General features: G+C 43.3%; 4 protein-coding genes and 1 pseudogene. 3 read left to right on the forward strand and 2 right to left on the reverse strand.

Going from position 1 to position 10,606, the window contains the following annotated elements; genetic code table 11:
- Positions 1-1,483: GMC family oxidoreductase N-terminal domain-containing protein (locus WBM49_RS07860; RefSeq protein WP_424371502.1), on the reverse strand; the 1,483-nt coding region annotated here is incomplete at its 3' end.
- 319 nt (positions 1,484-1,802) lie between these two features.
- Here WBM49_RS07860 and WBM49_RS07865 point away from each other — a divergent pair.
- The 3 genes from WBM49_RS07865 to WBM49_RS07875 all read left to right on the forward strand — a co-directional run bounded on the left by WBM49_RS07865 (position 1,803) and on the right by WBM49_RS07875 (position 10,101).
- Positions 1,803-4,982, forward strand: a complete 3,180-nt coding sequence (locus WBM49_RS07865) for a SusC/RagA family TonB-linked outer membrane protein (RefSeq protein WP_424371503.1) — start codon at positions 1,803-1,805, stop codon at positions 4,980-4,982.
- Positions 4,983-4,986: 4 nt separating this feature from the next.
- Positions 4,987-6,666, forward strand: coding sequence for a RagB/SusD family nutrient uptake outer membrane protein (locus tag WBM49_RS07870; RefSeq protein WP_424371504.1), 1,680 nt, complete (start codon positions 4,987-4,989; stop codon positions 6,664-6,666).
- A gap of 105 nt (positions 6,667-6,771) precedes the next feature.
- Entirely contained in the window at positions 6,772-10,101 is a 3,330-nt protein-coding gene (locus WBM49_RS07875) for an FG-GAP-like repeat-containing protein (protein ID WP_424371505.1), read from the forward strand.
- Here the strand turns inward: WBM49_RS07875 and WBM49_RS07880 are convergent.
- Positions 10,058-10,606 (reverse strand): annotated as a pseudogene (locus WBM49_RS07880) (thioredoxin domain-containing protein); the annotation flags it as partial. The gene WBM49_RS07875 and the pseudogene WBM49_RS07880 overlap by 44 nt on opposite strands.

Genomic DNA, 10,606 nt, shown 5'->3' on the forward strand with positions numbered 1-10,606 from the left:
CGTAATCCTGTTCTTTGGTGGGTGTGTCTCCAAGAGGTTCTCCACCCATACTATGAATGAGTTCTTCAAAAGTGCTCTGCATGTGTTTGGCCTGGTTTCTTTCAAAATCGGACCATTTATAATTAAAACGAAGCACCGGAATACCAAATTCGTCTACGGTCGTAGGATCGATCTCACAATAGTTATCTTCTCTGGCAATGGCTTCTCCCCTGCCGCCAAAGCCAATAACTGAACCGTAGTATTTTTTTACATCTTCACGTAAACCGGCCCCATAACCGCCGGTTGGCAACCCAAAGAATTTATTAAAATCATTAGGGTTAAATCCAAAACCGTAGTTAGGCATTCCGATTCCGCCCCACACCTCTATATGGTAGCCCCGGGGGAAATCCAGGTTTTTATTGTCTAACCACCAAGGCGTGTACACGTGCATCCCTCCTACACCATCCTCGTTATACATCTTGCGATTCATAAGACCAGGGATAAAACCGGCCCTGCTGCTGCCTGTAGAATCGTGCAGATATTTTCCAACCATATTACTACTGTTGCCTAACCCATTAGGATGTTGTTTACTTTTTGAGTTAAGCAGGATACGTGCGGAACTGCATGCAGAAGCCGCCAGCACCACTACTTTACCTTTTAGTTTGTATTCTTTCCGATCTTCCTTATTTATATAGGACACCCCGGTGGCCTTTCCTTCTTCATTGGTCGTAACTTCCCTAACTACCGAATTTACATAAAGGTCTATCTGGCCGCCACTCTTTTGCGCGGGAAAGATAAGACAGGACCCGGATGAAAAGTCGGCATACACCTGGCAAGCTCTTGAACACTGCCCACAGTAAAAGCAAACTCCTCTCTCATTATTAATTTTTTTGGTGAGCATGGACATCCTGGATGGAATCACTGGTATATTGAGGTTCCTTGCACCTTTGATATAAAAAAGTTCGTGTAATCTTGGTTTAGGTGGAGGAAGGAAAAATCCGTCCGGATCATTTGGCAGCCCTTCATTGGTTCCAAATACTCCAATGAGCTTGTCTACCTTGTCGTAATAGGGTTTAACATCTTCATAGCCAATGGGCCAGTTGTCGCCAAGACCATCCACATCCTTGTGCTTAAAATCTTTTGGCCCAAAGCGAAGTGAAATTCTGCCCCAATGATTGGTGCGCCCTCCCAGCATATGAGATCGAAACCAGTAAAAATTGGTGCCGTTTTTTTGGGTGTACGGTTCTCCTTCTATTTCCCAGCCCCCATAGGCCATGTCGAACTCTCCAAAAACACGGGAGGTACCTGCTCCTCTTCGGGGTGATTCATAGGGCCATTTTAGCTGAGTCATTTGTTTAGGGTCGGCAGGATCAAAATAAGGTCCGGCTTCAACCACCGCAATTTTGAGTCCTGCATCTGCCAAAACCTTGGCAGACATCCCACCGCCTGCACCAGAGCCAACTATGATCGCATCGTACTGAACAGCAGTTTCTTTTATTTGCATAGTATTTTATTTGGATAGGTCTACAAGTTAAAAATTATAATAAATACTCAGTGCTGTTTAGCCTGATGTAATAGAACTCAATTTACTAATAAACTATCTCAAAATTCCAAAATGATAAATATTAACACTTCCGGATTATCTAGTGAGAATTAACAACACGGTGAAAAAAAAATAATAATCCTAATTTGATTTTCACATATTTTTAGTAATATTAATCTTTATTCTTAAAATTTTTAACACTTCCACGCAAACGATTGCGACTGAACAATGTTAAATGGCTTAAAGAAATTATCATTAACTAACTTAACTAGACACGATTATGAATCGACTAATTACTCAGCTTGTGCTAAAGTCCAGAACATGGATGGCACTTGCCAATTCAACCGCGATCGGGGCTTTTTCTTTGCTTCTTTTTCTGTCAGGGTCCTTGGCCTATGCCAACGTAAATACGGATCCGGACAAAATTGACAAAGAAAATGTTCAATCCACCATTACAGGAACAGTAACAGATGATCTGGGAGGTCCACTACCCGGAGCCAGTGTATTGGTAAAAGGCACCACCAATGGCACTCAAACCGATTTTGATGGCAATTATACCATTACGGCTAGTAGTGATGCTGTTCTGGTGTTCAGTTATATTGGTTTTGCAAGGCAAGAAATACCAATAAATGGTCAGAGCATCATAAATGTGCAAATGGCAGAAGATGCCAGCCAACTATCTGAGGTAGTTGTGACAGGATACTCATCTCAAACAAGGGGTGATATTACAGGATCTGTTGCATCCGTTGATATTAGCGAGGCTACCAAAGCACCATTGGTGAACGCGGCGGAAGCATTGGAAGGTCGTGTTACAGGGGTCACCGTGACAAATTCAGGTACGCCCGGTAGCTCTCCAAAAGTTGTTATTCGTGGTTTTGGTACCAGCAATAATACCAACCCACTTTATATTATAGATGGTGTTCAGACCGATAATCCTTCTATCCTTAATAGTATTAACCCGGGAGACATAGATCAAATCAACGTATTAAAAGATGGTGCGGCGGCTATTTATGGAGCAAGGGCTTCTAACGGGGTAGTAATCATCACCACAAAAGGTGGTAGTTATAATCAGTCAAAACCTACCGTTACCTTTAATGCGTATACAGGGGTTTCAAGAGCAACGAATCTTCCTGACATGTTAAATGTTCAGCAGCATGGGGAATATATCTTCCAGGCCTTGCGTAATGATGGTGTAGCAGTATCTCACCCTCAATACGGAAGTGGCCCAACTCCAGTTGTTCCAACCACAGTTCAGGGATACACGAGGGTTGACTCTTACGACCCTATCACCAGGGCACCCAGGTCGGCCACCGTTAATCAACCTAATGGTACAAATTGGTTTGATGCAATTACCCGGGATGCACCTACCCAGAATTTTGACATCTCCATTTCCAATGGTAATGAGACGGGTAAATACTTTATGTCCGCCAACTACCTTAATCGTGGAGGTATTTTGAATGAGACAGGATTTAAGCAAGGGGTTACCCGACTGAATTCTGAATTCAAAGTCGGAAAATATATTACAATCGGAGAACACCTCAACGCCTCTTTTTCGAATCAGAATGAAGGAACTCTCGAGGCAATTAACATGGCCTACAGGTTTTCGCCATTGGTACCGGTTTTTGATGATGAAGGAGATTTTGCAGGAACAGGACCAACCTCTACAGGCTTAAGTAATACCCGAAACCCTGTGGCGCTGCTCGCGAGAGGATCAGATAATTACAATAAGATATTCCGTGTATTCGGGGACATCTATTTGAGAGCCCAACTTTACGAAGGGCTTAGCTTTAAGACTACCTTTAGTGGAAACATGGAAAATTTCACGCAGAGAAGGTTTCAGGCACTTGATCCAGAATTCAGTGAGCCATTAGCCACCAACACCATGTTTGAGCAGGATATTAACAATTATTCCTGGACATGGAATAACGTACTTAATTACAACACTGTAATTGGCGAGCATAACATTAATGCACTTGTCGGTGTGGAAGCTGTTGAGGAGCAAAGCAAAGGGAAAGGGATCAGTAGACAAGGTTATTTGTTTGAAACCCCTGATTTCTATTTATTAAGCAATGGTAGTAGTCTTCCTAATGTAGATTTCGCCTATGATGGAGGTAATACACTATTCTCCCTCTTTGGCACCGCAAATTACTCCTACCAGGGAAAATATTTTGCCACAGTGACTTTAAGAAACGATAAATCATCTCGTTTCCTCGGGGATAACCAGAGCCAAACATTTCCTTCCTTTAGTGCAGGTTGGTTAGTGAGTGATGAAGACTTTTTCCCAAAAGACGGGGTCATCAGCAGACTAAAACTAAAGGCATCTTACGGACAATTGGGGAACCAGACCCTGCCTGCGAGCAATCCAACAATTAATATTTCGAATCTGAGCGAAAATCTCGCTAATTATTCATTGGACGGAAGTTCTATTGCTACAGGGGCCATACTCAGCCAGGTAGGGAACCCTGATCTAAAATGGGAAACCAGTGTTACCACTAACTTTGGATTCGAAATGGGACTTTTCAATAATGACCTCACCGTATCTTTTGAGTATTTTGATATAGATACCGAGGATTTGATTACACGAGATAATAGTCTTATCAGTACTACCGCCATCGATGCTTCTGCACCTCTGGTAAACCTGGGAGATATCCAAAACACCGGTTTTGATTTAGGAATTAACTATAGTCACGAAACCAGTTATGGACTAACGTATGCCATCAATGCAAATATCTCACACTATAAAAATGAGGTTAAAAATTTGATTAGTGATTTCCAGTCAGGTAGGACAGACCTTAGAGGTGGAGCTGTAACACGTACTGAAGAAGGGCGTGCTATATCCGAATTCTTCGGCCGCAGGATAACAGGCTTTGACAGCACCGGCCGATGGACCTACGAAGATGTGAATGGCGATGGTATCAGTGATGATAACGACCGTACTTATATTGGTAGCCCACACCCCGATTTCACTTATGGTGTAAATATAAGTCTTGGTTATAAAGGATTTGATATGTCTGCCTTTTTCTCAGGATCACAGGGTAACGATGCATATAACTATCAGAAGATCTTTACAGACTTCCCTACATTCTTTGGGTCTAACCAAAGCACACGGGTACTAGATTCGTGGACAGCTTCAAATACCAATGCTACACTGCCTGCATTAAGTCAGAGTATTACCAATAATGAGACAAGCGCAAATTCTTATTTTGTAGAAGACGCATCCTTTTTGCGAATGAAGAATCTACAAATAGGGTACACCTTTGCTGATGATATTGCCGGTAGCATCGGTTTGGACATGTTACGACTGTATATACAGGGAACCAACTTGTTCACTATTACAGATTACACAGGATTGGATCCGGAAGTAATTTCGAACGATAACCTTTCCTTGGCTGTAGATGGTCCTAACCCTGTTTACCCGGTGGCACAGATAATTACTATAGGTATTAACACAAAATTTTAAAAAAATGAAAAAGAGATTCTTTTATTATGTAACCATAATCGCTCTGGTTTTTGCTTGTAACGATGAGTTTAGCGAAGTTCCGGCAATAGGGGCGCTGAGTGATGCAACCCTTCTTAATGAGACCGGTGTTGACTTGCTCCTTGTAGGTGCCTATTCTACGCTCGATGGTATCCGAAACAATGCTCCAGGAGCAGAATGGAACGGATCCGGAGACAACTGGTGGCTCGATGTAATTTCCGATGACGCCCACAAGGGAAGTACGGATGGGGACCAGGCAGACCTCTATCTTCTGGAAATATATGACTGGACTGCAGGTAACCCCTACTTGTCCATGTGGGATAGCAGGTATGCCGGGGTGAACAGAGCCAATGCAGTTATTGACCTGATCAGCAAAATCCCAGAAGGCGACTTTACTTCGAAACTAGCTGAGGCCCGTTTCCTAAGAGGACACTATAATTTTGAACTGCAAAAAATGTTTGGGAATGTTTCTTATATCTCAGAAGAAAATTTTGCGAACACGGAGTTCAACCAGCCTAATACAGGCCCCATTTGGGATCAAATTGAAGCAGATTTCCAATTTGCTATCGATAATTTACCTCCCACACAAGCCGAAATAGGGCGTCCAACGTCATGGACGGCCAAGGCATTTCTTGGGAAAGCTCATATGTTTCAGCAAGATTTTGCTGCAGCTTTAACTTTGTTTACTGATGTGATCAATAACGGACCTTATTCCCTTAACCCGGAATTTTTAGCAAATTTCTCCCTGGCGGGTGAAAACGGCTCAGAACCTGTTTTTTCCATTCAGTTCACTCCAGGCGGAAGTATTTCCTGGAACGGGAACCAAGGGGGTACTTTAAATTTCCCGAATGCCTTAGGATTTTGTTGTGGTTTTTACCAACCTACCCAGGATCTGGTAAATGCTTATCAGACAGATGGTACAGGTCTACCGCTTTTGGATACTTTTAACCAAACGGATGTAACAAATGATTATGGAATTGCTAGCGCAGATCCGTTTACTCCTCATACAGGTCCTTTAGATCCTCGCCTAGATTACACCGCAGGAAGAAGAGGTCTTGAATACAACGGATATGGAATCCATCCTGGACAAGAATGGATCCGGGCTACCCCTGCCGATATTTCCGGGCCTTATTTGCCACGGAAAAATGTATATCAGGCTAGTGAAACAGGAAATCAGGGAACAGGACCCTGGGGACAACAGTTCTCCGGAGTAAACTACCATATCATGCGTTATGCCGATGTGCTGCTTATGGCAGCAGAAGCGGCTGTTGAAGGTGGTGATTTAGCGACAGCATTAGACTATGTTAATCAGGTAAGAAACCGGGCCAAAAATATGACGTATCTTCAGGATGCTTCAGGTACCGCTGATGCTGCCAATTATCAGATAGAACCTTATGCTTCATTCGCAGATCAGGATTTTGCCCGAAAGGCTGTTCGCTTCGAGCGACGACTGGAACTAGCCATGGAAGGTCATCGCCTGTTCGATCTTAGAAGATGGGGTGTGGCAGAAAGTGTCATTAACACTTATGTGCAGAACGAAGCACGTACCATTGCTAATTTTGGACAAAAAGCAGGCACCTATATGCCTAGCATGAACCTTTTGCCAATACCGATCAACGCGATCGATTTAAGTGGTGGGGTGATTGTTCAGAATCCCGGGTTCTAATAAAACAAACCAATCTAAAATAAAGACAGGGCATGTTAAATGCCCTGTCTTTTGTTTTTAAAATAGGTGCGAATTCCTATATTTAAGCTTTGAGACCTGATTTTTATGAAGACTATCTTATATATTGCTATAATAATCCTTTTGGTACTTAGTTCATGTACCGATTCCCAATCGAATTCGAATCGAATCTTCACTAAGCTAAACAAAGAAGATACAGGTATAGCTTTTAAAAACCAGCTTACGGAGAATGATTCTCTCAACTATTTTACCTATGCCTATATCTATATGGGTGGCGGGGTCTCTGCAGGAGATATCAATAACGACGGACTCATAGATCTTTTCTTTACCGGTAATATGGTCCCCAACAAACTTTACCTGAACAAAGGGAATATGCAGTTTGAGGACGTCTCTGAAAGCGCAGGGATCTCCGGCGATGACAGATGGTATACCGGCACTACGATGGCCGATGTGAACCACGACGGACTTTTAGACATCTACTGTTCGGTAGGAGGGAAATTTGGGATTAAGGAAAATCAACTGTTTATCAACAATGGCGATCTGACCTTTACCGAAAAAGCCTCAGATTATGGTCTGGCCGATCCCGGAAACAGCGTACAAGCCACCTTTTTTGATTACGACCTGGATGGGGATCTGGACGTCTATGTTGCCAATTACCCCCCTACCCGATTTGATGCACCCAATAGTTTTTACCAGTTTAAACAAAAATATCCCAAACCTCTGGAAACCGATAAACTATACCGAAATGACGACGGTAGCTATGTGGATGTCACCAAAGAGGCCGGACTAATCACCTTTGGGCTCTCCCTAAGTGCAACTGTCGGTGACCTGAACAAAGATGGATGGCCAGACCTCTATATTTCTAATGACTTTTCTACTCCAGATTATCTTTTTATAAACAATAAAAATGGCACCTTTTCCGAAGAAGTAAAAAGAGTAACCAAGAATACTGCCTTTTACGGGATGGGCGTTGATATTGCAGATTTCAATAATGATGATCTGCTAGATATTTTACAAGTAGACATGACCGCCAATGTCAACCGGAGGTCCAAGGCCAATATGGCCAGTATGAACCCCGATCTTTTCTGGAGTACCGTTAATTCTGGTTTTCACTACCAATACATGCAAAATAGCCTGCAACTCAACAATGGAATGCTGAATGATTCCTTGCCGGATTTTAGCAATATCTCCAGATTGGCAGGAGTCTCCTCTACCGATTGGAGCTGGGGTCCTATCATGGCAGACCTGGACAATGACGGGTGGAAGGATATTTTTATATCCAACGGTACCCGGAGGGAGATCAATAATCGCGACTTCTTTCTGAACTGGGTAAAAGAAGGAAGACCAATGGACAATCTGCTGCAACGCACTATGGATCTACCTTCTGAACCAATAGACAACTTTGCTTTTAGAAATAACAAAGACCTCACCTTTACCCAAATGAATAAGGAATGGGGTATTTCTTTCGAAGGATTTTCCAATGGCTCCGTATATGCAGATCTGGACAATGATGGGGATCTGGAGATCATTACCAATAATATAGACGATGATGCCTCTGTATTCGAAAATATGAGTGCTGCCAGGGGTAGTTATGCAAGCTTCAATTTTAAGGGCCCAGAGAAAAATGGGTTTGGAATTGGGGTACAGCTTACAGCTATGGGCAAGGGTCAAAGACAATTTCAGGAGATGACCCTAACACGCGGGTTTCAATCGTCTACTGCCCCGCGGTTGCACTTCGGATTTGGAGAACAAACTATGCTAGACAGCCTTCTGGTGCATTGGCCCGATGGAAAAGAAGAACTGATCACAGACCTTGCGCTTAATAAAGCATATACACTGAATTACAGCAATGCGAAATCGGTTTCTCCAGTCGAAGACAAAGAAAAGAGTACCCTTTTTGAAAAAGAAAATACGGTAGCTCTGGGGGTAGATTTCCGGCATGAGGAGAATTATTATAACGATTTTATAAAGGAGATCCTGCTCCCCCATCAAACCTCTATGTTTGGACCCGGGATAGGTGTAGGGGATCTCAACGGCGACGGGCAGGACGATTTTGTGGTGGGAGGAGCCGCAAACCATCAGGCTGGGATCTATTTTCAAACCGCTAACGGGTTTGAACGAAAGGAAATGCCCTCAGTGGCCCGTGACAGTGTCTTCGAAGACCTGGGCATCCTGATCTTCGATGCCGAAGGAGATGGCGACAATGATCTGTATATGGTAAGTGGCGGAAACGAATTTGAAGCAGGATCTGAATTGCTGCAAGACAGACTTTATCTCAATGATGGCAACGGACAATTATCAAGAGCTGCGAGATCGCTGCCGGAAATGTACTCCAGCGGATCGAGGGTTAAGGCATCAGATTTTGATAAGGACGGAGATCTGGATCTCTTCGTAGGAGGCAGATTGGTGCCCGGGCAATACCCATTACCCGCCAAAAGTTATATTCTGGAAAATATAAGTACTGCCAAGGGAGGAGCCGAATTTAAAGATGTAACCGAGGACGTAGCTCCGTTCCTCCAGGATCTGGGAATGGTCACAGACGCGATTTGGACGGATTATGATGGTGATGGTTGGGAAGATCTGCTAATTACAGGAGAATGGATGCCTATTACGGTACTGAAGAATGCGAATGGCACCTTTGAGAATGCCACAGACAAGAATGGATTAGCATCCTCTACCGGTTGGTGGTTTAGCATTCAGGAGGGAGATTTTGATACAGATGGGGATATGGATTATATAGTCGGTAACCTGGGATTGAATTACAAATACAAGGCCAATGAAAAGGAAACCTTCGATATTTATTACAGTGATTTTGACAAGAGTGGAACTTCAGATATCGTTCTGAGTTATTTCAACGGAGGAAAGAAATATCCTTTGCGCGGGCGAGAATGCTCATCTCAGCAAATTCCGGCCATCAAAAAGAAATTTGAGGATTATGCCTCTTTTTCCACAGCTACGCTAGAAGATGTATATACGGAGCAATACCTGGAAAATGCCCTGCATTATCAGGTAACTTCTTTTGCCAGTGTTTATCTGGAAAACACAGGACAAGGTTTTATAAAGCACGCACTGCCCAACATGGCCCAGATCTCGAGTATCAATCAGATACTGGTAGCCGATTTTAATGCCGATACCCATTTAGATGTTGTGATAGCAGGTAACCTATACAGCTCTGAGGTGGAGACCCCACGTAGCGATGCCAGTAACGGTCTTTATTTGATGGGAGATGGGCACGGCAACTTTAAGCCGGTAAGCAGTTATAAAAGTGGCTGGTTTACCCCGGGTGATGTAAAAGATATGATGCGGATCAACATAAAAGGACAACCGTACGTACTAATTGCCAAGAATAATGAACCCCTGCAATTGGTGAAGGTCAATACACCTGAAAATCCTGTAGTTGCTGCAAGGCTTCCGTAACAGTTTTTACGGGTAACTTGCAGGTATAATTATAGCACACATAAATATAGGTCTCCCCTTCCACATATCGGTCTTTAAATAAGGGCAAGTCGCTCGCATTAGTACTACCCGCCAAGAGGGCGTTGGGAATGTACTCCGAATGCAAAGCACTTAAAAGTTCTTTTGCGTTGGCACCCACCACCACAATCTCGTAAAATGGGTAGGCGTGTTCCTGGAGTAAAGAGGTCCATTTTGCGTAATTGCTGGCTGCCTCCTGCAGAGGGTTCACCATGAGGGAGACCATACGCCGGGATTTGTCCAAATAATCAGTGTTGTAGTATAAATGTCCCAGCATTATAAAATTTTCGTCCATCATTGCATTGGGAGAGGGCAAAACCCCATCATCGGTCTTTATGATCTTGGCAATAAGACTTGCTTGTTCATTGTACCGAAACATATCCGACTCCGGATCATCAAAATTGATTTGCGCATATTCGGTTAATTCTGAAGAGAACTCCAAATATTT

Source organism: Muriicola sp. (genome assembly GCF_049669965.1).
Taxonomy (GTDB): domain Bacteria; phylum Bacteroidota; class Bacteroidia; order Flavobacteriales; family Flavobacteriaceae; genus Muriicola.